This window comes from Aquaticitalea lipolytica (assembly GCF_014641635.1).
Lineage (GTDB): Bacteria > Bacteroidota > Bacteroidia > Flavobacteriales > Flavobacteriaceae > Aquaticitalea > Aquaticitalea lipolytica.
In genome coordinates this window covers 1,428,557-1,454,367 of record NZ_BMIC01000001.1, presented here as the reverse complement: position 1 = coordinate 1,454,367, position 25,811 = coordinate 1,428,557, and the positions used below count along the sequence as shown (strand labels likewise).

General features: G+C 29.8%; 23 protein-coding genes. All 23 read left to right on the top strand.

The genetic code is table 11. The features are described 5' to 3' along the window. Positions 1-3 precede the first annotated feature (3 nt). Positions 4-1,065: a Wzz/FepE/Etk N-terminal domain-containing protein gene (locus tag IEW41_RS06775; protein ID WP_188605536.1), complete on the top strand. Its 1,062-nt coding sequence runs from the start codon at positions 4-6 to the stop codon at positions 1,063-1,065. Further along, positions 1,055-2,071, top strand: coding sequence for a dTDP-glucose 4,6-dehydratase (gene rfbB / locus IEW41_RS06770; RefSeq protein ID WP_188605535.1), 1,017 nt, complete (start codon positions 1,055-1,057; stop codon positions 2,069-2,071). The genes IEW41_RS06775 and rfbB overlap by 11 nt, the downstream gene beginning before the upstream one ends. After that, positions 2,072-2,938, top strand: a complete 867-nt coding sequence (gene rfbA, locus IEW41_RS06765; RefSeq protein WP_188605534.1) for a glucose-1-phosphate thymidylyltransferase RfbA — start codon at positions 2,072-2,074, stop codon at positions 2,936-2,938. Beyond that, positions 2,938-3,483, top strand: coding sequence for a dTDP-4-dehydrorhamnose 3,5-epimerase (rfbC, locus tag IEW41_RS06760; RefSeq protein WP_188605533.1), 546 nt, complete (start codon positions 2,938-2,940; stop codon positions 3,481-3,483). Before rfbA ends, rfbC begins: the two co-directional genes overlap by 1 nt. Beyond that, positions 3,480-4,343 (top strand): dTDP-4-dehydrorhamnose reductase, encoded by an 864-nt coding sequence (gene rfbD / locus IEW41_RS06755; protein WP_188605532.1) that lies wholly within the window; start codon positions 3,480-3,482, stop codon positions 4,341-4,343. The genes rfbC and rfbD overlap by 4 nt, the downstream gene beginning before the upstream one ends. A 79-nt stretch (positions 4,344-4,422) precedes the next feature. Further along, positions 4,423-5,541, top strand: coding sequence for a GDP-mannose 4,6-dehydratase (gene gmd / locus IEW41_RS06750; RefSeq protein WP_188605531.1), 1,119 nt, complete (start codon positions 4,423-4,425; stop codon positions 5,539-5,541). A 3-nt stretch (positions 5,542-5,544) separates the two neighbouring features. Next, positions 5,545-6,609 (top strand): GDP-L-fucose synthase family protein, encoded by a 1,065-nt coding sequence (locus tag IEW41_RS06745; protein WP_188605530.1) that lies wholly within the window; start codon positions 5,545-5,547, stop codon positions 6,607-6,609. Between the two features lie 94 nt (positions 6,610-6,703). Next, positions 6,704-7,843, top strand: a complete 1,140-nt coding sequence (gene wecB, locus IEW41_RS06740; protein WP_188605529.1) for a non-hydrolyzing UDP-N-acetylglucosamine 2-epimerase — start codon at positions 6,704-6,706, stop codon at positions 7,841-7,843. 33 nt (positions 7,844-7,876) lie between these two features. Continuing rightward, a complete protein-coding gene (gene wecC / locus IEW41_RS06735; RefSeq protein WP_188605528.1) occupies positions 7,877-9,094 on the top strand; it encodes a UDP-N-acetyl-D-mannosamine dehydrogenase in 1,218 nt (405 codons plus the stop codon). Positions 9,095-9,102: 8 nt separating this feature from the next. Next, positions 9,103-9,918 carry a class I SAM-dependent methyltransferase gene (locus tag IEW41_RS06730; protein WP_188605527.1) on the top strand — a complete coding sequence of 272 codons (816 nt, stop codon included), beginning with the start codon at positions 9,103-9,105 and terminating at the stop codon, positions 9,916-9,918. A 59-nt stretch (positions 9,919-9,977) separates the two neighbouring features. Further along, positions 9,978-11,309, top strand: coding sequence for a hypothetical protein (locus IEW41_RS06725; protein ID WP_188605526.1), 1,332 nt, complete (start codon positions 9,978-9,980; stop codon positions 11,307-11,309). A 284-nt stretch (positions 11,310-11,593) separates the two neighbouring features. After that, complete coding sequence (locus tag IEW41_RS06720; protein WP_188605525.1) at positions 11,594-12,532, top strand: hypothetical protein; 939 nt, start codon at positions 11,594-11,596, stop codon at positions 12,530-12,532. A gap of 97 nt (positions 12,533-12,629) precedes the next feature. Beyond that, entirely contained in the window at positions 12,630-13,739 is a 1,110-nt protein-coding gene (locus IEW41_RS06715) for a glycosyltransferase family 4 protein (protein WP_188605524.1), read from the top strand. Further along, on the top strand, positions 13,720-14,499 hold the full coding sequence (locus IEW41_RS06710) for a PHP domain-containing protein (protein ID WP_188605523.1): 780 nt from the start codon (positions 13,720-13,722) through the stop codon (positions 14,497-14,499). The genes IEW41_RS06715 and IEW41_RS06710 overlap by 20 nt, the downstream gene beginning before the upstream one ends. Further along, positions 14,496-15,791: a phenylacetate--CoA ligase family protein gene (locus IEW41_RS06705; protein ID WP_188605522.1), complete on the top strand. Its 1,296-nt coding sequence runs from the start codon at positions 14,496-14,498 to the stop codon at positions 15,789-15,791. Before IEW41_RS06710 ends, IEW41_RS06705 begins: the two co-directional genes overlap by 4 nt. Then, positions 15,791-16,939 (top strand): pyridoxal phosphate-dependent aminotransferase, encoded by a 1,149-nt coding sequence (locus IEW41_RS06700; protein WP_229660184.1) that lies wholly within the window; start codon positions 15,791-15,793, stop codon positions 16,937-16,939. The genes IEW41_RS06705 and IEW41_RS06700 overlap by 1 nt, the downstream gene beginning before the upstream one ends. 7 nt (positions 16,940-16,946) lie before the next feature. Further along, entirely contained in the window at positions 16,947-17,876 is a 930-nt protein-coding gene (locus tag IEW41_RS06695; RefSeq protein WP_188605521.1) for a hypothetical protein, read from the top strand. Between the two features lie 21 nt (positions 17,877-17,897). After that, a complete protein-coding gene (locus IEW41_RS06690) occupies positions 17,898-20,045 on the top strand; it encodes a bi-domain-containing oxidoreductase (RefSeq protein WP_188605520.1) in 2,148 nt (715 codons plus the stop codon). 2 nt (positions 20,046-20,047) lie between these two features. After that, positions 20,048-21,271 (top strand): O-antigen ligase family protein, encoded by a 1,224-nt coding sequence (locus IEW41_RS06685; protein ID WP_188605519.1) that lies wholly within the window; start codon positions 20,048-20,050, stop codon positions 21,269-21,271. Beyond that, positions 21,261-22,469: an O-antigen ligase family protein gene (locus IEW41_RS06680; RefSeq protein WP_188605518.1), complete on the top strand. Its 1,209-nt coding sequence runs from the start codon at positions 21,261-21,263 to the stop codon at positions 22,467-22,469. Before IEW41_RS06685 ends, IEW41_RS06680 begins: the two co-directional genes overlap by 11 nt. Continuing rightward, positions 22,438-23,610, top strand: coding sequence for a glycoside hydrolase family protein (locus tag IEW41_RS06675; protein WP_188605517.1), 1,173 nt, complete (start codon positions 22,438-22,440; stop codon positions 23,608-23,610). Before IEW41_RS06680 ends, IEW41_RS06675 begins: the two co-directional genes overlap by 32 nt. Further along, complete coding sequence (locus IEW41_RS06670) at positions 23,603-24,343, top strand: WecB/TagA/CpsF family glycosyltransferase (protein ID WP_188605516.1); 741 nt, start codon at positions 23,603-23,605, stop codon at positions 24,341-24,343. The genes IEW41_RS06675 and IEW41_RS06670 overlap by 8 nt, the downstream gene beginning before the upstream one ends. Before the next feature lie 66 nt (positions 24,344-24,409). Next, positions 24,410-25,807, top strand: a complete 1,398-nt coding sequence (locus IEW41_RS06665; RefSeq protein ID WP_188605515.1) for a nucleotide sugar dehydrogenase — start codon at positions 24,410-24,412, stop codon at positions 25,805-25,807. Positions 25,808-25,811: the final 4 nt, after the last annotated feature.

The following is a 25,811-nucleotide window of genomic DNA, read 5'->3' as shown; positions in this document are numbered from 1 at the left end:
ATTATGAGTAAAGAATTACCACAGAACAACAATTCTGAAGAAATTGATTTAGGTCTTTTGTTTAACGCTATTGGTAAGCTGTTTAATAGGTTTATTAATTTTATTGGAGGTATTTTTAAAGGTATTCTTACTTTTATTGTATTTCTTTTAAGAGCAATAATAAAAAACTTCAAGATCATTGCCATAGTAATGATTTTAGCAGCAGGAGCAGGGCTTGCTTTAGAAAAAACCCAGCCAGAAGTTTACACCTCACAAATGTTAGTAAGGCCATATTTTGATTCAAAATACCAATTAGTAACAAATGTGAACTATTATAATGCACTGATTAGAGAGAAAGATTTTAATCAACTAAAAGAACTTTTCAGCATTCAGCTTGAAGAAGCAAAAGAGATAATAGAGTTTGAAATCAACCCAGGTCCAGAAACAGAAAATGATCGTATTATTCAGTATGATGAGTTTATGAGTTCAATAGATAGTATTAGAGCTCAAGAAGTTGACTATGATGAGTTTATTGAAAACAGAAGTATTTATTCAGGTGATGTTTTTGAAATTAATGTAAAATCTACCCAAAAGGATATTTTTAGATCTCTTGAAGGAGGATTAAACGGAACATTCACTAATACTTATTCTAAAAAGAGAATGCAAAAAAGAGACTCGCTAATAGCTATAGACAAACAACGAATATTAAACTCGTTAAAAGAAGTAGATTCTTTAAAAAAGGTTTATATCAATGTATTAGAAGAAGAGTCTAAATCAGAACCAGGAAGCAGAATAACTGTTCCTACTAAAGATGGTTTACTTATACAAGAGCGCACTAATACTAGAGAGTTTGAGTTGTTAGACAAACAAATTCTATTAAGAAAAGAGTTAAGTGCGCTTGAGGCACAAAAGGTTGAACAAGATGAATTTTTTGATACGGTTTCTAGCTTTCAAGATGTAGGAGCTAAGTACACAAGTATATGGGAAAAGTACTCAATTATATTTCCTATACTTTCATTTCTTCTTTTGTGTTTAATCTTTATGGTTATAAACACTATAAAATTTGTTAACAACTATGAAGCATAATGAAACAGTTTTAATAACTGGTGGCGCAGGTTTTATAGGCTCAAATTTTATAGTTTATCTTTTAGAGCAAAATAAAAATATTCATATTATTAATTTAGACAAGCTCACTTATGCAGGTGAGCTTTCTAATTTAAACGAAATAAGTAGTGATAGATACACTTTTGTAAAAGGAGATATATGTGATAGACCGTTAGTTGAAAAGCTCTTTAAAACATATAATTTTAAAGGTGTTATACATTTTGCTGCAGAGTCGCATGTTGATAATTCTATAAAGCATCCAGATGAATTCATAAAAACTAATGTTTTTGGAACATTTAATTTACTTGATGTTGCTAAAAATAATTGGATGGATGGACCACATCAACCAAAAAAAGGATTTGAAGATAATCGTTTTCACCACATTTCGACAGACGAAGTGTATGGCACTTTAGGTGACACTGGCTTTTTTACAGAAACCACAGCTTATGCTCCCAACAGTCCTTATAGCGCATCTAAAGCTTCTTCAGATTTTATAGTGAGAAGCTATTTTCATACTTACGGACTTAATGTTGTAACAACAAACTGTTCTAATAATTATGGACCAAAGCAGCACGATGAAAAATTAATTCCAACAATAATTAGAAAAGCAATTTCTGATGAGAAAATACCTATTTATGGCGATGGAAAAAACATTAGAGACTGGTTGTTTGTTTTAGATCATTGTAAAGGAATTTATTTGGCTTATAATCAAGGCGCTAAAGGGGAAACTTATAATATTGGTGGAAAAAACGAACGCAATAATTTATATATTGCAAATGCCATTTGTGAAATTCTTGATGAGATTTTACCAAAACAGCAATCTTACAAAAGCCAAATAACTTTTGTTAAAGATAGACCAGGTCACGATTTTAGGTATGCTATTGACGCAACTAAAATTGAAACCGAATTAGGATGGAAGGCAGATGAAAATTTTGAAACAGGAATAATAAAAACCGTAAATTGGTATATCAATAAATACAAACAATAAATGAAAGGTATCATTCTTGCAGGAGGTTCAGGCACGCGGTTACATCCATTAACCTTGTCAATAAGTAAGCAGCTAATGCCTATTTATGATAAGCCAATGATATATTATCCGTTGTCTACTTTAATGTATTCAGGTATAAGGGAAATACTAATTATATCTACACCGAAAGACCTTCCTCTTTTTAAAGATTTGCTGGGTGATGGCGCTAAGTATGGTTGTAAATTTTATTATGCTGTTCAAGAAGAACCAAAAGGATTAGCTGAAGCATTTATAATTGGCGAGAAATTTATTGGGAACGATAAGGTAGCACTCATTTTGGGCGATAACATATTTTATGGCTCAGGATTATCACAACTTTTGCAAAGTAATAACAATCCAGATGGAGGTATTATTTATGCCTATAGAGTTCATGATCCAGAGCGTTATGGCGTTGTAGAGTTTGACAACAATGGGCACGCTATCTCTATTGAAGAAAAACCAAAAACACCTAAATCAAATTATGCAGTTCCAGGAATATACTTTTATGATAATTCAGTTGTGAAAATAGCAAAAAGTATAAAACCCAGCCAAAGAGGAGAGTTAGAAATAACAGATGTTAATAAAGAATACCTAAAACAAGGCAAATTAAGTGTCAGCATTTTAGATAGAGGTACAGCCTGGTTGGATACAGGAACTTTTCAATCATTAATGCAAGCATCACAATTTGTTGAGGTTATTGAAGAACGTCAAGGGTTAAAACTTGGCTCTATTGAAGCAGCAGCTTTTGAAATGGGCTATATTGATGAAAAAGCATTTATCAAGTTAGCAGAACCATTACTAAAAAGCGGTTATGGTAAAAACCTTTTAGGATTAATTAATAAAAGATAATGACTGTTAAAGAAACCAATTTAAAAGAGTGTTATATAATTGAGCCTAAAATTTTTAACGATCAAAGAGGCTATTTTTTTGAATCATTTAACCTCAATAAATTTAATGAGTTAACAAATAGTAATATAGCATTTGTGCAAGATAATGAGTCATGTTCATCAAAAGGGGTTTTAAGAGGGCTTCATTATCAAGAAGATGAATTTGCACAAGCTAAATTAGTTAGAGTCATTAAAGGCAGCGTTTTAGATGTGGTCGTTGATATTAGAGAGAACTCGCCAACGTTTGGTGAGCATTTCTCAATTGAATTATCTGCTGAAAACAAAACACAATTATTTATTCCGAGAGGTTTTGCGCATGGATTTTTAGTTTTGGAAGACCAAACAATTTTTTCTTACAAATGTGACAACTATTACAACAAAGCAGCAGAAAGAGGCATCATTTTTAATGATATAACACTAAAAATAGATTGGCAATTCAACATATCAGAACTCATCCTTTCTGAAAAAGACAAAGAACTTCCAACATTTGAAACCTTATTCAAATGAAAACAAAAGTTTTAGTTACTGGAGCTAACAGTCAATTAGCCAAAACAATTAAAGAATTATATAATAAAAATACTGATAATGTAATATTTGATTTTGTATCAAAAAACGAGTTAGATATCAGCGACAAGGATAGCTTAACGTTATATTTTAGCACACATAATTTTGATTATTGTATTAATTGTGCCGCATACACTAATGTCGAAGAGGCCGAAACCAACATGGATTTAGCATTTAAAATTAATTCTGAAGGTGTTAAAAATTTAGCAGAAGTATGTAAATTAAATAGCGCCATATTAATTCATATTTCAACAGATTTTGTTTTTGACGGTAAGAAGCAAGAACCATATAATGAAGAAGACTTTACGAATCCATTAAATGTTTACGGAGCGTCAAAATTAGCTGGAGAAAAGCATGTTGAAGCGATTTTGCCTTCACATTTTATTATAAGGACATCATGGCTATATTCTGTTTATGGTAAAAATTTTGTGAAAACAATAATCAGTAAAATTAAAGAAAAAAAGAAGCTACAAATAGTAACAACCCAAGTAGGAACACCTACTAGTTGTATTGACTTATCAGGGTTTATCTATTTCTTAATAAAAAGTAAAACCCTAAAATTTGGTCTTTATAATTTTAGTGCTTTAGGTCAAGCCTCTTGGTATGAATTTGCTAAGCAAATAGAATTACAGTTTATTAATACTGAAAGTAATATTGAAGCAGTAGAAAATTTTCCATCAAAAGCAATTAGGCCAATTTATAGTGTTTTAAATAACGACAGAGCTAAGCAACTTATTAAAGTAATTCCTAATTGGGAAAAAAGTCTACTCAAAGTTGTTAACCAATTAAAAAGCAATAAGTAAATCTGTTTTAAGTGATAAAATTTAAAACATATTGATATAAAACTTAAAACAATTAACTTTACAATATAAAACAGTGAAAATGCAGAAAAAGGTAGCATTAATTACAGGAGTTACTGGTCAAGATGGAGCTTATTTAAGCGAATTTCTTTTAAAAAAGAATTATGAAGTCCATGGCATTAAAAGACGTTCTTCATTGTTTAATACAGACAGAATAGATCATCTATACCAAGACCCACATGTAGAAAACCAAAACTTCTTTCTTCATTATGGCGATTTAACCGATAGTACCAATCTTACAAGAATCATACAAGAAGTACAACCAGATGAGATTTATAACCTAGCGGCAATGAGTCATGTTCACGTTTCTTTTGAAATGCCCGAATACACAGCTAATGTAGATGGCTTAGGAACCTTAAGAATATTAGAAGCTATTAGGCTATTAGGATTAGAAAAGAAAACAAAAATATACCAAGCTTCAACATCAGAACTATTTGGGAAAGCACAAGAAGTGCCTCAATCTGAAACAACCCCATTCTATCCAAGAAGCCCTTATGCTGTTGCTAAAATGTACGCGTATTGGATTACTGTAAATTACAGAGAAGCTTACGGGTTATTTGCTTGTAATGGAATTTTATTTAACCACGAATCTCCTATTAGAGGTGAAACTTTTGTAACAAGAAAAATTACTAGAGCGGCAACTAAAATAGCACTAGGGTTACAGGGAAAATTATATATAGGGAATCTTGATGCAAAAAGAGATTGGGGACATGCAAAAGATTATATAAAGTTAATGTGGATGATTTTACAAGCAAATGAAGCAGAGGACTGGGTAATTGCAACAGGAAAAACTACTACAGTAAGAGATTTAGTAAAATTATGTTTTTCATATCTAGGAATAGATTTAGAGTTTAGAGGAAAGGGTTCTAATGAAAAAGGCTATATAAAATCCTGTAATAATAAAAAATATCAAGTCGAAATTGGAAAAGAAGTAGTTTCAGTAGATAAAAAATATTATCGTCCAACAGAAGTCGATTTATTAATAGGAGACGCATCAAAAGCAAAGAAAAAACTAGGTTGGATCCCAGAATATGATTTAGAAGGATTAGTAGAAGACATGATGAAAAGTGATTTGGAGCTAATGAAAAGAGAGCAATTTCTAAAAGATTCAGGATATAACATTAGAAACTATTTCGAATAGCCCATGAATAAAACTGCTAAAATATATATTGCAGGTCACAGAGGTCTTGTTGGTAGTGCTATTTTAAAAAGCCTAAAATCTAAAGGATATACAAATATTATTACCAAAACACATTCAGAATTAGACTTAACTAATCAAGAAAAAGTGGCTAATTTTTTTTCAAAAGAAAAACCAGAATATGTTTTTTTAGCTGCAGCAAAAGTCGGAGGTATTGTTTCTAATAACACCTACAGAGCAGAATTTATTTATAAAAACTTGATGATTCAAAGCAATGTCATTCATCACAGTTATTTAAATGAGGTAAAAAAGCTTTTATTTTTAGGAAGTACATGTATTTACCCAAAAAATGCGCCTCAACCTATAAAGGAAGAACACTTGCTAACTAATATTTTAGAGTATACCAATGAGCCTTACTCAATTGCTAAAATAGCAGGTATTAAAATGTGTGAAAGCTACAACCTTCAATATGGTACCAATTTCATTTCAGTAATGCCAACTAATTTATATGGCCAAAATGACAATTTCGATTTAGAGACTTCGCATGTAATACCAGCATTAATTCGAAAAATGCATTTAGCAAAGCTCCTTTATGAAGAAAAATTAGAAGAAGTTTTAAAAAACACCAGTCACAAAACAATTGAAGAAGCATTGGCATATTTGTCTTTATTTGGGATATCAAAAAAAAGTGTTGAAATATGGGGAACTGGTTTACCAAAAAGAGATTTTTTGTGGTCTGAAGATATGGCAGACGCATGTGTTTTTATAATGCAAAACAGAGATTTTAAAGACATGTATAGTTTAGACACAGTAGAAATTAGAAACACACATATTAATATTGGCACAGGAAAAGACATCTCTATAAAAGAATTGGCAGAAACCATTAAAGAAATTATAGGGTTTAAAGGCGAATTAATTTTTAATTCAAACAAACCAGACGGAACAATGAAAAAACTTATTGACGTTTCTAAAATCAATAAGTTAGGCTGGAAACACAATGTTGAATTAGAAGAAGGATTAAAGCAATTAAATGATTGGTACGTTATTCAAAAACTAAATAAAACTTGTTAAACACGATAACTATTGTACTTTTGCCACGAGACCCCAATATGCGAGATTTAAAACCCATAAAAACTTAATTTCGAATACGATTACAGTTCATAATATGACAGAAAAAAAGAGAATACTTATTGTTTTTGGCACTAGACCAGAAGCCATTAAAATGGCTCCTCTAGTAAAAGAATTTGAATCACAAGATGAGTATTTTAATGTTAGAGTTTGTATAACAGCTCAACATAGAGAAATGTTAGACCAAGTATTATCATTTTTTGAAATTACTCCTCATTATGATTTGGATATTATGAAACCAAATCAAAATCTATACTCTTTAACAGCTGATATTATTACCAATTTAAAATTAGTTTTAGAAGATTTTAAACCAGACTATGTATTTGTACATGGAGATACAACTACAACAATGGCATCAAGTTTAGCAGGATTCTATTCAGGTGCTCAAATTTGTCATGTGGAAGCTGGTTTGCGCACATTTAATATGCAATCTCCTTTTCCTGAAGAAATGAATAGATCTGTTACAGGCGTAGTAGCAAACATACATTTTGCACCCACAACAACATCAAAGCAAAACTTACTAAACGAAAACAAAAAAGAAGAGCATGTAATAATTACTGGAAACACAGTTATAGACGCATTACTTTACAGTGTAAAAAAAGTAAATTCTACCGAATTTAAAGATATTGAAACAAATGAGCTTAAAACCATCATAGATTCAAACAAAAAAATAATTTTAGTAACAGGACACAGAAGAGAAAACCACGGTCAGGGTTTTATAGATATCTGTAAAGCACTAAAGCAAATTGCATCAGAGAATCCAAACTGTCAAATTATTTACCCAGTTCATTTAAATCCTAATGTACAGAAACCAGTATATAAATTATTAGGAGATATTAGCAACATTAAATTAATAGCGCCTTTATCATATCCTGCATTTGTTTGGTTGATGGAAAAATCATATTTAATTATTACAGATAGTGGTGGTGTGCAAGAAGAGGCACCAAGTTTAGGAAAACCAGTTTTGGTAATGAGAGATACAACCGAACGCCCTGAAGCCGTAGAGGCAGGTACAGTATTACTTGTGGGCACAAGCGTAACTAAAATTGTTGACGCAACAAAAAGATTGTTGCAAGACACTGATGCTTATAATAATATGAGTAGATTGCATAATCCTTATGGAGATGGAAAAGCATGTAGTAAAATTGTAAACCATATAAAAAGCATTACAGGTTAGTGTAATACTAATTATTAAATAATTATTAAAAAAATGAATCAACCCAAAGTTGTTATGATAGGATTAGGGTACATTGGGCTGCCAACGGCAGCTTTAATTGCTCAAAATAAAACCTATGTACATGGAGTAGATATAAACCCAAACGTCGTTGACACTATTAATGCTGGGAAAATACATATAGTAGAGCCAGAACTTGATAATGCAGTTGCTAACGCCGTTAAAGAAGGTTATTTAAAAGCTTCAACAACACCTGTTGAAGCAAATACATATTTAATAGTTGTTCCTACTCCATTTAAAGCTAAAAACGAGCCAGACATTTCATTTGTTGAAGCAGCAACAAAAGCAATCATTCCGCTCCTTAAACCAAACGATTTATATATAATTGAGTCTACATCACCAGTAGGAACTACTGAAAAGATGATGGAGTTAATTTATTCTGAAAGACCAGAATTACAAAATCAGCTTAGTATAGCTTATTGTCCAGAACGGGTTTTACCTGGTAATGTGATGTACGAATTAGTACACAATGATAGGGTTATTGGAGGAATAAACGAATCATCTACTGAAAAAGCAGTTGATTTTTATAGTCAGTTTATAAAAGGCGATCTTCATAAAACCAATGCACGAACAGCAGAAATGTGTAAATTAGTTGAAAACTCATCGCGAGATGTACAAATTGCATTTGCTAACGAGCTATCACTTATATGTGATAAAGCTAACATTAATGTTTGGGAGTTAATAAAACTCGCAAACAAACACCCAAGAGTTAATATTTTGCAGCCTGGTTGTGGGGTTGGCGGACATTGTATTGCAGTAGACCCATACTTTATTGTATCAGATTACCCAATGGAGTCTCAAATTATTGGTAAAGCACGTGAAATAAATAATTATAAATCGTTTTGGTGCGCTGAAAAAATTCAAACAGCAAAATTACAATTTGAAATAAAACATGGTCGTAAACCAAGTATTGCAATAATGGGATTAGCGTTTAAACCAAATATTGACGATTTAAGAGAGTCTCCAGCGAAGTACATTGCTCAAAAAGTATTACAAAACGCTAATAACGAAGAGTATTTTATTGTAGAACCTAATATAGAATCTCACAAAGTATTTAAACTAACAGGCTATAAAGAAGCTATTGAAAAAGCTGACATTATTGCATTTTTAGTTGCTCATAACGAATTTAAAAACACAAACATTGGTAGCGATAAAGTTGTATTGGATTTTTGTGGAATATTAAGTAATAAATAAGTAAAGAGATGGAAGACTATTTTAGTGGCAAAAAACTTTATGGTGATGATTTTTCGCTCAACAAAATAACCGAATGGTATAAACAAGAAGAAGAAGGGTATTCTAAACTAGAATCAAGAGAGCTTGAATTGTTAGACAAAGGTATTTACTTGTATGAGCATATTAATAAAGTGCATGGCTATAAGTATTTAGATAAAAGCAAAACGTATAAAAACGTTTTAGGTATTGGCTCTGCAACAGGGCATGAGTTTCTACCAATTTTAGATAGAATAGAAAACCTATATATTTTAGAACCCTCAGATAAGCTTCAAGGACAAAAGATAAAGGACAAAAAGATAAACTATGTTAAGCCCGAAGTTAATGGAGATTTGATTTTTGAGGACAATTTTTTTGATTTAGTTACTAGTTTTGGGGTATTACATCATATTCCTAATGTATCACATGTAATGAAAGAAATACATAGAGCCATGAACAACGATGGTGTTTTTATGCTTAGAGAACCAATTGTGTCCATGGGAGACTGGAGATACCCTAGGTATGGTTTGACAAAAAACGAAAGAGGATTGCCAATAAAATATCTTAAAAAAAATATCAAAGTGTTAAATTTTAAAACAATTAGCGAAAACTATTGTTTTACACTATCATCATTTTTTTCAAGGTTTACTCAGAAATTTTTATCTAAACCTATTTATGCCTATAAAGCCTATGTTTTATTTGATAAATACTTATCTTATTGTTTAAAATGGAATATAAAATATCATACAGAAAACAAATTTAAAAGAGTATATCCTCAATCTGTTTTTTTAATTTTAAAAAAGAGTTAAAGTATAAACGCTTTCTGAGTAAGTCAGTCGATTAATTATATGTTTGTAGAACAATAGTGATGATAAAAAAATTTTTCATTGTAGCTTTTTTAACGGGTTTTTCTCAAATAATATCATTGGTTTCGGTTGGGTTTCTAAAAACATTAGATCAATCTTTAGTATATGATATTGGTAATTTTGAGTCTTTAATAGTTGTGTTTACTGCTATAATTTCGCTAGGACTTCAATTAGTTACGGTTAGAGACATTGCCTTATCTGATAAATGGAAACAAATTTTACTAGATAGCCAGAGGGATAGACTAACATTTTCTTTTTTAGTATTAATAAGTGTTTTGGCTGTTGATCTTTTTTTTAAAAGGTTAGAGTTTGATAGTTTATTGTTTTATGTAGTAATTCCTTTAATTGCTTTAAATGCAGATTATTCTTTTTATGGTAAAGGCGAACCAGAACGAGGAGCTTTTTTGTCATTTTTAAGAGTAGGAATTTTATCAATATTTATCATTTTTAGTGTTATATTCGAAAATAATTACATTAAAATAACCTATATAATAACTACTCTAATTATTTATTTAGCTGTAGGTTTACTTTCATCATATTTTAATAATCAACAATACTTTGTAAAACCAAAACTAGATTTTTATAAGTCATATATTAAATCTTTAAATGTTGGTTTAGCCTCATTTGCTTTAGTGTTTTTTGGCTTAGGAGTAATTTCGTTTGCGAGTTATTTCTACAATGAAAAAGCTGTTGCAAACGCTTATTTACTGTTAAAAATTTATGTTTTTTATGTTGGTATAAAACGACTTTTAGTACAAATTTTATTTAAAGAATTAAAAGACGATTCATTAGTAAAAATAGTTGATAAAATAGGCATTATTACCGCTGTAACAGTAATAATTGCACTGGTGTATTATCCTGAGTATTCTATTAAGTTTTTTGCCAAAGATTATGAAGAATCTGTAAAGAATTTAATTTACCTTTTACCCGCTATATTTTTTACTTCAATTTCATTTGCTGGGCCATTACAACTTCTTTTAAAGAACAAGGATAAAACATATTCTTTTGGGTTTATTTTAGGAGCGATTATAGTTTTGTGTTTGGTATTAATATTTAGTTTTGTAGACAGTAATGATGAATCGTATATATATTTAGCAATCTCTATTGGCGAATGTATAGCTATTTTTATACATGGTTGGGGTTTAAATAAATTTAGATTTTTTGCATCAAGAGGTATTTATGCAATTGGAGCAATCACCTTACTTTTTGTGATTAATTACCTTTATTTATTGATAGGGATTAAAACTATTTCATTGTTATTACTTATTTTAACGGTTCTATTCTATATTTTATATATTTTCAAAATCAAAATAAACTCAAAAGATTTTTCTTAAGAATATTTCTAAAAATGGTTATCAAAATTAATAAGTCAAAATTTAACCCACTTTATATCTATATATTAATGTTGATATTCTTTGGACTGACTTTCACGAAAACTCAAATATTTGGACCACTTTACCTTCATGATTTGGTTTTAATTATTTTTTTAGTTTACTCAATTACAGTTAGACCTTTAAAAACTCTGAAATTCCCAACTATTCTTGTATTTATTTTTATTTCAATTATTTACCTATTATACTCATTGTTTTTTTTACAGCTATCTACTGAACTTAAGACAATGTCACTGCGTCAATATATGATGTATTTTTATTTAATTGCCGCATACATATACTACAATCAATATATTAAAAACTCAGATTTAACGCCATTAATTATTTTTCTTTATAGAATAGGAGTAGTGTCTATTATATTAGAGGTTTTGTTTTTGTTTTATTTAATTATATATGATTTCAATAATTTTAGTTTTTTTGAAGGGTATAATTATTACTCACATGCAGTTATGTTTGGTTTAATAAATTTTGGAGCCTATGCCTTAGTTTTTAAGCAAGGAGTTTATAAGTGGCTATTGTTTTCAACAGCATTATTATTATCGACTTTTTTAGGGCATGCATCACTTTTTTTGGCCGTGTTCTCACTACTACTTTTATATATTCTCATTAGAGTGAATCTAAAAGCAAAAATTACGGCAATTTCATTAGGCGTGTTAAGTATATGGTTCTTGACATTTTTACCGCAATTTCAAGACGCCAATGCTTCATGGAGGTTATTGTTTTGGTCAGAGATCAATAAAATTATTTTTTTAAACAACTACGGTTTATTAGGAGAAGGGTTTGGTGTGCCATATGTGAGCATTGATTTTGCTTTTGAATTACTTAATAAAATTGGTGCTCACGGATTCTTAGACCAATCTAGACATTTAGAAAGATGGGTTTCACCACCACATAATTCATTTTTTACAATATGTTTTCATACAGGTTTTATTTCGTTAGTATTATTATTGACCCCTATTAAGAATATAGTAAAGTATTTTTTTATTGACTCATCTAAGACTCAACCTGATAAAAATAAAGTTTTTTTACTTTTATTACTATTCAGTTATATGGTTTGGGTTTCATTTAATGTTGTATTGGAACTTCCCCATTCTGCAATGTTATTTTGGCTAGTGTTTTTTGTGTCAATTGAATATTTTAATAGTAACAGATATTTAATAAAATGAGTTATATAGAAAAGCGACAAATGTATTTTTTGTTTTTTTCAATTAGAAGCAACTTTTCAAATGAGTAAATATATTTTAATTTTTCACAAAAAGCGTTATGCTCGATAATAAAGTAAAAATTCTTTTTTTAATGCAATTGCCACCACCTGTTCATGGTGCTTCAATGATGAATAAATACATAAAGGATAGCAAAAAAGTAAACGCTTCTTTTGATGCTTTTTTTCTTCCTTTAAGCTTTGCTGAAAAAGTTGATGATATAGGTAAAATTTCGCTAAAAAAAATATTTAAGATGATTGCTTTTTGTTTTAAACTGACAAACAATCTCTTTAAAATAAAACCTAAAATTGTTTATTTTACAATAGCGCCATTTGGAGGTGCATTTTATAGAGATGTATTGTTTGTAATTATTATTAAGTTATTCAGAAAAAAAATTGTTTTTCATCTTCATGGAAAAGGAATTGCCGAAGAAAGTAAAAGCTTTATAAAGAAGAAAATTTATCAATTTGTCTTTAAAAACACCTATGTAATTACCTTATCTAAAACGCTAGATTACGATATCAGAAAAGTTTTTAATGGAAAAATTTACCACCTTGCTAATGGTATTGAAATCAATAATAGTTATATAAAGACTGTTAAAAATGACAGAATAAAAATTCTTTACTTGTCCAACTTAGTTAAAACAAAAGGTGTTTTAGATCTTGTTGACGCATTAGTGATTTTAAAAGACTTAAAATCCAATTATGAAGTTAATATAGTTGGTAATTCAGCAGATATTTCAATTGAAGAATTAAAAGAAATAGTGATTAATAAAAACACAGCATCAAAAATTAATATACTTGGCCCAAGATATGGCGATGAAAAATGGCATGCTCTATATGATTCCGATATTTTTGTTTTTCCAACATATTTTAAAAACGAGTGTTTTCCATTAGTACTTTTAGAAGCTATGCAATCAGGAAACGCAGTTATTTCTACAAATAATGGAGCTATTGAGGAAATTATCAATAATTGTGGATTAATTGTCCCTCAAAATTCACCAATAGATTTAGCAGAAGCGATAAAGAGCCTCCTTTTAGATAAGGACAAAGTACAAGCATTAAAAGCTAAATCTAAAAAGGAGTTTAATAAAAAATATACACTTCAAATATTCGAAGAAAACTTCATTAAAACAATAAATTCAATACTAAATGAAACCTTACAGAGCTAATTTTCATACGCATACTACAGCTAGTTTTGATGGTTATAATTCATATAAAGCTATTTATTCAAAATGTAAACAAGCAGGTATAAATATTATTGCTATTACAGATCATGACACAATTGATGGGGCTATTGGACTTTTAAAATGGTTAAAGAACAACAATAAAAAAGATTTAGAGGTTATTATAGGTGAAGAAGTAACGTGTACAGATGGCACACATATAATTGGGCTATTTATAAACAAATTTATACCATCAGACGCTCCATTAAATGTTATTCAACAAATAAAATTACAAAACGGATTAGTGTATTTCCCGCATCCTGCAAGAAAAGATGGCATTATGCAGTCAGCGTTTTATAACGAAGCCATAAAACTAGGTGACGCTTTTGAGGTCTTTAATGCTAAAATCAACAACGATTTTAATGAGGCGGCACAAAACGAGATTGTTAAACACCCACATTTAATTCCTCTGGGAGGTAGTGACGCTCATTACAATTCAGACATCCTTAAATGTGTTTGTGAAATTAATTTAGACACTAAAAATTTAAAAGGAAGCTTATTGAGTTGCAATAAAGAGAACATACAAATTTTTGGGCTCAAAAAACAAAGTGGAGATAATAACTATTTTTCAACCTATTATAAGGTTAAAAATAAGTTGAATTTACCACAAATTGTTAGAAATTTAGGTAAATTTGTATTTCCGTTATATAAAAATTTTAAGGAAAGAAATACAAGTTATAAGCTTGAAAACGTTTTTAATAAATGAAACTAAGCCATGTCGTAAATAAGTTTACAAACATAGTATACACTTATTTAAAATATTCTGAATATTTAAAATTTCAATCCAAATCTGCAAGCGACATCAAACTATACCAAGAACGTAAACTAAAACGCATCTTAACAATAGCAGTTAATAAAGTACCTTACTATAAGCCATATAAATCTGAGATAGACTTCGATAATTTTAGCTTGCAAGAATTAAAAAAACTGCCTTTAATAAATAAAGACATTATTAGGCAAAACCCTTTAGATTTTATAAGAGAAGATAAAAACATTAATAATTTGCAATGGAAATCTACCTCCGGGTCATCAGGGAAGCCATTTAAGGTTCCAAAGCACTATTTTAGTGATGCTATCGAGGTGATTCTGGGATATAGAGCTTGGTCTTTCGGAAAGTTTAGTTACCGATTAAGAGAGCCTGCTATTGTTATAAGAAGCTTTTCCCCAAAAGAAAACGAACCAATTCATAAAAGAGATATAATTAGAAACTTTTGGTATTTATCACCATATCACATTAACGATGGACACTTGCCAATTTTTTTAAAAACATTTAAAAAATCTCAAGCAAAGGTGTTAAAAGGTTATCCTTCATCAGTTTATATATTAACTTTGCTTTTAAAAAAGCACAATATTAAATTACCTCAAATCCAAACCATAATAACTTCGTCAGAGACCATGTTGCCCAAATATAGAAATGAAATTGAAAGTTATTGGCAATGCGATGTTTTAGATTGGTATGGTCAAAATGAAAGAACAGTTACAGTACAACAATGTTCTTATGGTAATTATCACAATAATGACGATTACGGAATTTGTGAGATAGATACAGACAACACTATCATTGCTACATCGTTAAATAATGACATAATGCCTTTGTTGCGATATCATACCAATGATAAGGCAATACCTTTGCATGAAAAAAATATAACTTGTGAATGTGGAAGAGCAATGCACATTCCATTTAAAGGAATTGAAGGAAGGCAAGATGATATTTTATACAAAGAAGGAAAAGAAGCGATACCTACTATAAATTTTTATAATTTAATGGAGAAGTTTCAAAACATCAAACAGTTTTATATTCTTCAAGAAGAAGATTTATCTGTAAATATGGAAATAAGTGAAAACCAACCATTAAATGATAATGAACTTCTTCAATTGAAAGAAGGAATTATACAACGCTTAGGCAATGTTCCTCTTCAAATTAATGTGGTAAAAGAAATACAAAGAAATAAACAAACAGACAAAGTGAAAATTATTGAATCTAAGGTAAAATTATAATGCAAACAAAAGAAGAACTAATCAGACAGCTGCGCCTTTTAAAAGAAGAAGCTGGATCGCACTCACCAAGTATTTTTACTATAAAAGAAGCTATTCCAGAACTTAAAGTTAAAGTTGATGCTTGTTTTTTATCAAACCCGTATGCAACTGACTTATTTTTGGAATACTTTAAAAGAGAGTTATTAGATACTGGAGGGTTAAGAGATTTGTTAGAATTTTACCCATCGCAAAATAGAGTCATTGCAGAATCTTTATCTAGTGCTATAGGCATCCACCCTGATAATATTTTTATTGGGAATGGAGCAATAGAAATTATTCAAACTGTAATTCAACGTTACACAAAATCTAAAATTGTTATAAATATTCCAACCTTTTCATCGTATTATGAATTTATAAATGATGATGTTGAGGTTGTTTATAATAAACTATTAAAAGAAAATAATTACGAATTAGATATAGATGCTTATATAAAGCTTGTAAAAAAAGAACGACCTGATACAGTTGTACTTATCAATCCGAACAATCCAAATGGAGGTTACATGGATTCAGAAAAAGTGCATCATTTACTTAGGGAATTACGAGACGTTAAAAATTTTATATTAGACGAAAGCTTTATACACTTTGCTTATGAAAACGAATATTACGATTTAAAAACAGCTTCCAATTTAGTGTATAAATTCCCTAATTTGATACTTGTAAAAAGTATGTCTAAAGATTTCGGTATTGCGGGTATTAGAGCAGGGTATGCTGTTATGAATTCAAGACGTGTACAAGAACTACTTTTAAATGGTTTTTTATGGAATTCTAATGGGCTATCTGAATATTTCTTTAGGCTATATACAAGAGATGAATTTTTAAAAGAATATGAACAGGTTAGAGTTAAATATATCAAAGAAACACAAGAGTTTATAAAGCAGCTTAAACAAATACCAAAAATAAAAGTGTACCCAAGCATGGCTAATTTTGCATTAATAGAAATATTAAATGGCGAAAGCAGTGACGATTTCGTATTTAATATGCTTATTAATCATGGTATTTATTTAAGAACTTGCTCTGACAAAATAGGGTTAAATGGTGAGTTTGTTAGATTGGCTTCAAGAACAAAAGATGAAAACCAATATATTATTGAGTGTTTCAAAAAAATTTAAATAAAAAATGAAAAAACTAATATTTATATTGAGTTGCGTTTTGGTCTTTTCATGTAAAAACGACTCAAAACAGACAAATAGCAATGATAATAAAGCAGAGCAATCAACGAAAATGCTTAAGGATAATGAGATTGAAAACGCATTGTATAATGGGACCTTTATTAAAAACAGTAATGGTTATGATGTAGTTGCCTACAACAATAGCTTATACCTTTTAAAGCCTAATCCCAATATTGAGGATAAAACAAATCATTTCTTTTTAGAATTAAAAAGTACCCAAGATAATCCACCAACTATAGATATAAATCCTACAGATTTTATATTTAACGATAGCTTAAGTGAAAATTTTAATAATGTAGCTGTTTATAAATATCCGTTGTTAAATAAAAACGACACATATGATATTTTAATTGGACAGTTTAATGACGAAGGAAGGGTTTGGAGCTCATATATGTCAAATCAAAGCTTCAAAAATGGAGTTAAAAATTACAAGAATGAATATTTAAATAATTTAAAAACCAATCGTTTTCTATTAGAGTTTGAATCCGCGCTTAATCAAGGTTATTTTATAAAGCATGATGATAATTTTGATTTATTGATTGACGATAATATAATTTATTATATTAAACCCAATGGCGATCAATCAGATTTAGAAACTCAATTTTATTTGCATATCACATATTTAAATAATCCTGAGAAACTAATTACAGACTTTAACGCAAAAGATTATCAAATAAATCAAGTTTTAGGAGTGAAGTATAAAAACTTTATAGTTGTTAAAAAAGAAATACCAAATACAGAAAAAATTATTGAAGTAGGGACAGGGCAATTTAATTCCTCTGGGAGAACATGGGGAGTCTTATATAACATAGAGAAGATGTATGACAATATCTCATACATTTATGATAACCACTACAAAGATTATATTAAAGATTAGTTCCTTAAAGATAGAGAATACATGAAACAAGTTATACAAAATTTTAAATCAGGAGAGTTATATGTAGATGAGGTGCCATTACCATCAATTTCAGAAGGTATGGTATTAGTGGAAAATGAATTTTCATTGATTAGCGCAGGTACCGAAAGAGGAACAGTTAAAGTAGGTAAAGCAAGCTTAATTGGAAAAGCAAAGCAACGACCAGATTTAGTAGCTCAAGTACTTCAGAACATCAAAAAAGAAGGGTTAAAAGCTACATTAGACAAAGTAAGAACAAAACTAGATAGTTTAAAAGCTTTGGGCTATAGTACTTCAGGTGTAGTTATAGCTTCTATGGATACTAATAATCGGTTTCAAGTAGGTGATAGGGTTGCTTGTGCTGGGCAAGATTATGCATCACATTCTGAAATTGTTGCTATTCCACAAAACTTAGTAGCTAAAATACCTGATAATGTATCTTTTGAAGACGCTAGTTATACAACTCTTGGAGCTATTGCCCTACAGGGTGTAAGGCAAAGTGAGCCAACTTTAGGTGATAATGTATGTGTTATTGGCTTAGGTTTGTTAGGGCAAATTACATGTCAACTATTAAAAGCTAATGGCTGTAATGTGTTTGGAATTGATTTATCCTCAAGATTAGTTGATTTGGCTAAAGAAACAGCAGCAGATAATGCGATGTTACGAAACGATTCAAACTTATTGGCAAGCGTAGATGAGTTTACTAACGGACACGGCTTTGATAGCATTATAATAACAGCAGCAGCTCCTTCAAACGATCCTATTGAATTATCTGCAGTTATTGCTCGTAAAAAAGGAAAGATAGTTGTTGTAGGAGCTGTAAAAATGGATATTCCTCGCGATCCTCATTTCTTCAGAAAAGAATTGGATTTAAGAATGTCTTGCTCATATGGTCCAGGGAGATACGATGTTAATTATGAAGAGAACGGGAATGATTATCCTTATGCTTATGTTCGTTGGACAGAGCAACGAAATATGGAAGCGTTTTTAAAACTGATTTCTAATGGAAGTGTAAATCTTAAACCCTTAACTACACATGTTTTTGATATTATTGATGCCGAAAAGGCCTATGATATTGTTTTAGGGAAAGTTGAAGAATCATCAATAGGTATTTTATTAAAATACCCAGAAGGTAATTCAGAAAAAATTACATCTAAATTCAAAATTAACACTAATAAAACTGAAAATATCAATGTGGGCTTTATTGGAGCTGGAAGTTTCGCCCAAAGTTATTTAATACCTAATGTAAAATCTGGAGGCGTTTCACTTGATACTGTTGTAACAACAAAAGGAATAACATCAAAAAACGTTGCACAAAAATTTGGCTTCAACAATACATCATCTAATTCAGAAGATGTTATGTGTAACAAAGACATCAATACAGTTTTTATTGCAACTCCACATAATTCTCATGCTCAATACACAATTGAAGCTTTAAAAGCAAATAAAAATGTATTTGTAGAAAAGCCATTGGCAATGACACCAGATGAACTAGATGCTGTCGAAACTGCTTACAAGACCTCAGATAGTAAACTCATGGTGGGTTTTAATCGACGATTTGCGGATGTTTCTAAAACCATAAAAAAAGCATTTGAAAATCTAACAGAACCTGTGTTTGTTAACATTAGAGTTAATGCAGGATTTATACCTAAAGAGCATTGGACACAAAACCCACAGCTTGGAGGAGGTCGTATTATTGGCGAAATGTGTCATTTTATTGATTTGATGCAGTATTTTACAGATTCGGAGCCAGTCCGAGTTTATGCAGAATGTATTAACATTTCTAACGACAAAATGAAAGCAGATGATAATATTTCTATTATTGTCAAGTTTAAAAACGGCTCCGTTGGCAACCTTAATTATTTAGCTAATGGCGATAAGTCATTACCTAAAGAATTAATTGAAGTGTTTGGAGGAGGTAAAATAGGCCGTATTCATGATTTTAGATCGGGTGAAATACACGAACGAAATAAAACCACAAAATTAAAATCGACTTCTAAAGGACATAAACAAGAAGTAGAGGCATTTTTATCAGCTTTAAAAGAAGGAAAAGAGAATCCAATTTCATTTGAGTCTATCTGTTTAACGACTAAAGCAACATTTAAAATAATAGATAGTTTAAAGACAGGCTTACCACAAAACATTAGCTAAATATGTTGTCACAACCAAAGTTGAATAATCTATATATATATTTATTATATGGGTTGGCTTTTTTGATACCATCAGGAGTTTATAACCTTGAAGGTGTTGTCATAGTTTTGCTTTTAGTGGTTTGGTTGTTAACAAAGCAATATAAAGGTATTACAAAACAGTCAACAATGCTTCCGTTTTTGTTACCCTTATTTTTCTTACTATATATTGTAAGTTTAGTATATACTAGTAATATTCCTAAGGGGATAAATCAATTAACAATGCACGTGTCGTATCTATTTATTCCTTTGATTTTCATAACCAATTTGATTGATAAAAGCATAAAGAGAAATATGTTATTGGTGTTTATGTATTCGACTGTTTTATTTTTATGCATTGCAGACGTGTATGCTCTTATGGATATTCTTAAAACAGATAGTTATATTGTAAGAGTTGGTCAAGGTGACTATTACAAGTTTCTTTCCTTTGGACTTACAAGAATTTTTTCAGATTGGCATCCAACACTCGTTTCTTTGTTTTTGATTATGAGTTTAGCAATAATTGTAAAACACTTTCTTGAAACAAAAAAGAAATACGCCCTATTTATAATTTTATTTATCATTTTAAATGTATTTTTAATAAAATCATTAATTGGTATTTTGTGCTTGGTTCTAGTTATTTCGCTTTTTTTAGTTATGTTGATTAAAAAGAATAGTTATAAATTTTTTTTAGTAGTTTTTGTAGTGTCTTTAGCAAGTGTTTTTTATTTTTTTAATCCTTTTAAAATAGATAAGATCCAACAATTAAAAAAAACGAAAATAGAAATTACTGATAATGAAGATAGAAGGAATGTACTATCTATTAGATTGGTAAAATGGAGTTCTGCTTTAAGTTTATTTAAAGAAAATCCGATTATTGGTGTTGCGCCAGGTGATTTAAAGCAAGAACTAGTTGATGAGTACACAGAAAACAGCTATGAATATGCAGCAGCTAATAGGTTTGGTCCTCACAATCAATTTCTTCAATTTCTAGTAGCTTTTGGTGTTATTGGATTATTCTTGTTTTTTGCTGTTATATTCCTGCCCTATTGTAAACACATAGAAATCAATAGTCTTTACAGCTGGTTTTTGTTAATCGTACTTTTGTTTTTTTTAACCGAAGATGTTTTAGAAGGACAACAAGGTATTGTGTTTTTTAGTTTCTTTTATTCGTTATTGTTAATAAAGACAAAAAGCGATGAAAAATAAAACAGGTATAATTATCACTATAATTTTTTTACTAGATATATCTTGTCTTATTATTTTTGGCAAATCTTATACAAAATTAACTCTGTTTCCTCCTTTTTTTTATATACATGATCTTGCACTATTGTTATTGTCAATTTTTGGGATATGGTACGCAAAAAAAGAAAATAGAGTAAAGAGCGTTGAAGTCTTATTTTTTCTTGCAATTTTATATCTTATAATTTCTTTTTTCAGAATAGATTTTAATTTCCATAAAAGCATTTTAACGATTAGACAATTTATGCTTTTTGGATATGGTATATACCTTTATATAATTATGAATGTACTTTTTAGTATAGAGGTTATTGAAAAAAATATAATTAAGTGGATAATATATTTCAGTATGACTTCTATTGTCGTTCAGATGATTTATATATTTTATCTCTTTACTTTTTATTCATCTACAGTTTTTTTTGATAGGAATTATTTTTCTCCAATCATTGTTATGGGTTTTTTTGTGACAGCAAGCTATATTTTATCACAAACAAGTAATATAAGGATTAAACACCTATTTTTTTTAATGTTATTTTTGGTTTCATTCTCTATTGGGCACGACTCTGTATATTTAAGCTTGGGGTTAATTTATTTTACATATTTATTTATTATAAGTAAAAAAAAACATAGAATAAGACTAGCTCTCACTTTGTTTGTTATTATAATTATAATTTTTATTTTTTTACCTTCATTTACTGATGTTAATGCTCAATGGCGCTTTGTTTTTTGGAAAGATTCTTTAATAAAAATCGCTAATAATTATTTCATATTTGGCGAGGGATTTGGAATACCTTATGCTTCGACAGAAACAGTTGAAAAATTAAACGGGCTTTTCCCAGACACAAAGTATAGCCCATTAATAAGAGGAGAGGATATATACTTGACTGCACCACACAACTCTTTTTTATCTATGGTAATTCATATTGGGATACCATCACTAATTCTTTTAATTTACCCAATAAAAAGTCTTTTCCATAATAAAACCTTAATAATGGACAAAGAAATTTTATTTTTGTCATTAAGTTTATTAGGAATAGTAGTTTTTTCATGCTTTAATGTCATTTTAGAACTACCACATTCTTCATCAATATTCTGGATTATATTTTTCAGCTTAATATTTAAATTATCAGAAAAAAGTGAGTCATCATCAAGTAAGAGAAAGTTTTAACAAACTAAAAGCATATTGCGAAAAAGAAGATTTTAAAGGGTGGGACCCTTACGATGGCTTAAACAGTTGGATAATACAAAAAACCGTTTTAGGAAAATCGCGTTTTTTTAGATTAGCATGGATTCAGCTTTTTAAAAGAAACCCTATAAACTTAAGGCGGTTATTTGGTGTAAAAAAGGCCTATAATCCAAAAGGGTTAGGTTTGTTTTTAATAGGGTATTGTAATCTTTATAAAATTGAAAAGAGGGAAGAATATTTAAAGCAAATTAATCTACTTGCAACTCAAATAATTGAGCTTAAAACAGAAGGTTACTCTGGCGCATGTTGGGGCTATAATTTCGATTGGCAAGCTAGAGCGTTTTTCCAACCCAAGTATACACCCACGGTTGTTGCTACCACATTTATTGCAGACGCATTGTTAGAAGCTTACGAAATAACCAAAAATAAGCTATACTTAGACACAGTTATTAGCGCTTCAAAATTTGTTTTAAATGATCTTAATAAGTCTTATGACAATGATGGCAATTATACATTTTCATACTCACCATTAGACCATACTCAAGTATACAACGCAGGGCTTCTAGGGGCAAAATTATTAAGTCTTACTTATAAGTATACTAAAGATGAGACTTTACTGAAAATCGCAAAAAAAGTGGTTGCATATGTGTGCAAAAAGCAGAATGAAGATGGCTCATGGAGTTATGGGACACTACCCTTTCATCAATGGATTGATAATTTCCATACAGGTTATAATTTAGAATGTATCCATATTTACAAGCAGGTTTCCAATGATAGCTCTTACGACAGACATTTAAAAAAAGGGATGGATTATTATTTAAAAACCTTTTTTACATCAGAAGGCATATCTAAATATTATAATAATCAAACATTTCCAATAGATATACATGCACCAGCCCAATTAGTGGTAACTCTCTCTAAATTTGGAAACTTTAACGAAAATAAAGATCTCATAGATAAAGTTTTGATATGGACAATTAACAATATGCAATCTCCCCAAGGGTATTTTTATTATCAAAAAAAGAAATTAGTAACTTCAAGAATTTCATATATTCGTTGGGCGCAATCTTGGATGTTTTATGCATTCAGTTTTTACCTTTTAGAAACCAGCGAGAATGAGTAGAGTCAATATTTTAAACACCACCATAGACAACCTTTCGATACAAGAAACACTTCAGACTATTGAAAAAGCAATTGCAAATAAAACACAATTACACCATGTAGTTGTAAATGCTGGTAAGATTGTAGCGATGCAAACAGATTTACAATTAAGAAAAAGCGTTAACGAAAGCGATTTAATAAATGCCGATGGTCAAGCAGTTGTATGGGCCTCAAAGCTATTAAAACAACCTTTAAAAGAGCGTGTTGCAGGTATTGACTTAATGCAAAACCTAGTTGAATTAGCGCATAAAAAAAACCACAAAGTCTATTTTTTTGGGGCTAAAGAAGAAATAGTTCAAGAGGTTGTTAAAAAATATTCAGAAAAATATTCCCCCAATATAATAGCAGGCTATAGAAATGGTTATTTCAAAAAAGAAGAAGAAAAGGATATTGCAAAGCAGATATCAGAAAGTGGTGCCAATATTCTATTTGTAGCAATTAGCTCTCCTACCAAAGAAAATTTCCTCTATCAAAATAAAGCATTATTAAGTAATGTAAACTTTATAATGGGAGTTGGAGGTAGTTTTGACGTTGTTTCTGGAAAAGTTAAACGAGCACCATTATGGATGCAAAAAAACGGACTTGAGTGGTTTTACCGTTTTATACAAGAACCTAAACGAATGTGGAGGAGATATTTAGTTGGAAACACTAAATTTATTATTCTTGTATTAAAAGAAAGATTTAAGAAAAGCTAATGTTAACTATAATAATGGAATGATATATTTGTAAATATAAAATTATATTATTTAGAAAAATTTAATATGTCAATAAAAAATATTTGTTGTATCGGAGCAGGATATGTTGGAGGCCCTACAATGGCTGTTATAGCTCAAAAATGCCCTCACATTAATGTGACAGTAGTTGATATTAATAAAGAACGAATAGCAGCTTGGAATAATGATGATTTAAGTAGTTTACCTGTTTTTGAACCTGGTTTAGATTTAATTATTAAAGAAGCAAGAGGAAGAAATTTATTTTTTTCTAGTAATGTAGAAGAATCAATCGATAAAGCCGATATGATATTTATTTCTGTAAATACACCTACTAAAACATATGGCAAAGGCAAAGGTATGGCTGCTGATTTAAAGTATATTGAATTATGTGCTAGACAAATAGCAAGTGTATCAAAAAACAATAAAATAGTTGTTGAAAAATCTACACTACCAGTTAGAACGGCATCAGCCATTAAAAATATATTAGACAATACAGGTAATGGCGTACAGTTTCAAATATTATCTAACCCAGAATTTCTAGCTGAAGGAACTGCAGTTAATGATTTATTAATGCCAGATAGAGTATTAATTGGTGGAGATAATACTAAAGAAGGGCAAAAAGCAGTAAACCAACTTGTAGAGATTTATTCAAATTGGGTTCCAAAAAATAAAATATTAACAACCAATGTATGGTCTTCTGAACTTTCAAAACTAACAGCAAATGCCTTTTTAGCTCAACGCGTTTCTTCTATTAACGCTATGTCAGAAATATGTGAAAAAACAGGTGCAGATATTAATGAAGTCGCACAAGCCATAGGAATGGATTCGAGAATAGGGCCAAAATTTTTAAAAGCTTCTGTTGGATTTGGTGGATCTTGTTTTCAAAAAGATATTCTTAATTTGGTATATATTGCTAAGAGTTATGGTTTAGATGAAGTAGCAGATTATTGGGAACAAGTAATTATTATGAATGAACACCAAAAACAACGATTTTCTGATAATATTGTTCAAACATTATTTAATACTGTATCAGGAAAAAAAATTGCTTTTTTAGGTTGGGCATTTAAAAAAGACACAAATGATACGAGAGAGTCTGCTGCTATTAAAGTGGCCGATAACCTATTAAGTGAACGCGCATTGGTTTCAGTTTATGATCCTAAAGTTAAAAAAGAAAGAATTTATGCCGATTTAGAAAACTTAAAGACTCGTTCAGATGAAGAAAATAAAACATTGTTAAAAGTTCACACCAATGCTTATGAAGCTTGTAAAGATTCACATGCAATTGCAGTGTTAACAGAATGGGATGAATTTGTAAACTACGATTGGGCCAAAATACATAAGGCTATGCAAAAGCCAGCTTTTATATTTGACGGAAGAGGAATTTTGAATAAAGACTTATTAGAAAATATAGGATTTTCATATTACAAAATAGGAAGTGGATATTAAAAAT

Coding starts and splice junctions, on each gene's coding strand:
- IEW41_RS06745 (WP_188605530.1), top strand. CDS start 5,545: ATGAATAAAACTGCTAAAATATATATTGCAGGTCACAGAGGTCTTGTT.
- rfbB (WP_188605535.1), top strand. CDS start 1,055: ATGAAGCATAATGAAACAGTTTTAATAACTGGTGGCGCAGGTTTTATA.
- IEW41_RS06680 (WP_188605518.1), top strand. CDS start 21,261: ATGAAAAATAAAACAGGTATAATTATCACTATAATTTTTTTACTAGAT.
- IEW41_RS06685 (WP_188605519.1), top strand. CDS start 20,048: ATGTTGTCACAACCAAAGTTGAATAATCTATATATATATTTATTATAT.
- gmd (WP_188605531.1), top strand. CDS start 4,423: ATGCAGAAAAAGGTAGCATTAATTACAGGAGTTACTGGTCAAGATGGA.
- IEW41_RS06725 (WP_188605526.1), top strand. CDS start 9,978: ATGATAAAAAAATTTTTCATTGTAGCTTTTTTAACGGGTTTTTCTCAA.
- IEW41_RS06665 (WP_188605515.1), top strand. CDS start 24,410: ATGTCAATAAAAAATATTTGTTGTATCGGAGCAGGATATGTTGGAGGC.
- IEW41_RS06670 (WP_188605516.1), top strand. CDS start 23,603: ATGAGTAGAGTCAATATTTTAAACACCACCATAGACAACCTTTCGATA.
- rfbC (WP_188605533.1), top strand. CDS start 2,938: ATGACTGTTAAAGAAACCAATTTAAAAGAGTGTTATATAATTGAGCCT.
- IEW41_RS06705 (WP_188605522.1), top strand. CDS start 14,496: ATGAAACTAAGCCATGTCGTAAATAAGTTTACAAACATAGTATACACT.
- IEW41_RS06775 (WP_188605536.1), top strand. CDS start 4: ATGAGTAAAGAATTACCACAGAACAACAATTCTGAAGAAATTGATTTA.
- IEW41_RS06695 (WP_188605521.1), top strand. CDS start 16,947: ATGAAAAAACTAATATTTATATTGAGTTGCGTTTTGGTCTTTTCATGT.
- IEW41_RS06700 (WP_229660184.1), top strand. CDS start 15,791: ATGCAAACAAAAGAAGAACTAATCAGACAGCTGCGCCTTTTAAAAGAA.
- rfbD (WP_188605532.1), top strand. CDS start 3,480: ATGAAAACAAAAGTTTTAGTTACTGGAGCTAACAGTCAATTAGCCAAA.
- IEW41_RS06720 (WP_188605525.1), top strand. CDS start 11,594: ATGTCACTGCGTCAATATATGATGTATTTTTATTTAATTGCCGCATAC.
- wecC (WP_188605528.1), top strand. CDS start 7,877: ATGAATCAACCCAAAGTTGTTATGATAGGATTAGGGTACATTGGGCTG.
- rfbA (WP_188605534.1), top strand. CDS start 2,072: ATGAAAGGTATCATTCTTGCAGGAGGTTCAGGCACGCGGTTACATCCA.
- IEW41_RS06715 (WP_188605524.1), top strand. CDS start 12,630: ATGCTCGATAATAAAGTAAAAATTCTTTTTTTAATGCAATTGCCACCA.
- IEW41_RS06710 (WP_188605523.1), top strand. CDS start 13,720: ATGAAACCTTACAGAGCTAATTTTCATACGCATACTACAGCTAGTTTT.
- IEW41_RS06690 (WP_188605520.1), top strand. CDS start 17,898: ATGAAACAAGTTATACAAAATTTTAAATCAGGAGAGTTATATGTAGAT.
- wecB (WP_188605529.1), top strand. CDS start 6,704: ATGACAGAAAAAAAGAGAATACTTATTGTTTTTGGCACTAGACCAGAA.
- IEW41_RS06730 (WP_188605527.1), top strand. CDS start 9,103: ATGGAAGACTATTTTAGTGGCAAAAAACTTTATGGTGATGATTTTTCG.